At 70.9% G+C, this 621-nt stretch carries 1 protein-coding gene; it reads right to left on the bottom strand.

Annotation, left to right across the window (positions count from 1 at the left end; translation table 11 throughout):
* A partial coding sequence (gene ampE / locus DAI20_RS19735; RefSeq protein WP_108252895.1) for a regulatory signaling modulator protein AmpE occupies positions 1-621 on the bottom strand: 621 nt, incomplete at both ends.

The following is a 621-nucleotide window of genomic DNA, read 5'->3' as shown; positions in this document are numbered from 1 at the left end:
CACACCGGCAACAGCCCCGCCTCGGTGTAATCGTGCGCATCCTCGCGCAGCTCGGCATTGACGCTGGCCCGCGCCACCGCGCCGAGGAAGCCGATGTTGCCGGCCAGGCGCTCGCCGTGGGCCTGGCGCCAGGCCTTCCACGCCGTATCGAAGTTGCCCACCAGCGCCATCGAAAATGCCATCAGCTGCGCCACCGGCCACTCGATCCAGCCCAGCAGGCGCTGCGCCAGCGCCAGCGGCTCCACCGGCACGCGGGCACGCATCGGGCTTTCCGCCATCAGCGCCAGCAGCCGGTAACCGAGAGCACCGGCCGGGCCCAGCAGCAGGAACCAGAACAGCACCGCGAACCAGCGCCGCAAGGCGTTGAGCACGGTTGCCTCGACCAGTGACGGAATGTCCTCGCGCAGGCTGCCACCGGCCGCCTGCAGGTTGCGCACCGCGGCCTGCCGCGTCGCTGCGTCATCGGCATCGATGATCGCTTCGATATCGCGATCCAGGTCGCGCGGTCCCCAACACCAGGCCAGCACCGCCACGCCCAGCAACAGCGACGGCAGGCCGAACAGCACCCCGCGCAGCAACCACGCCAGCAGCGCCATCAGCAGCAGCGGCGGCAGCAGCGCC

The sequence above is a fragment of the Planctomonas deserti genome, assembly GCF_003067705.1.
In the GTDB taxonomy this organism is placed as follows: domain Bacteria; phylum Actinomycetota; class Actinomycetes; order Actinomycetales; family Microbacteriaceae; genus Planctomonas; species Planctomonas deserti.
This window is presented reverse-complemented; position numbering and strand designations above follow the sequence as displayed.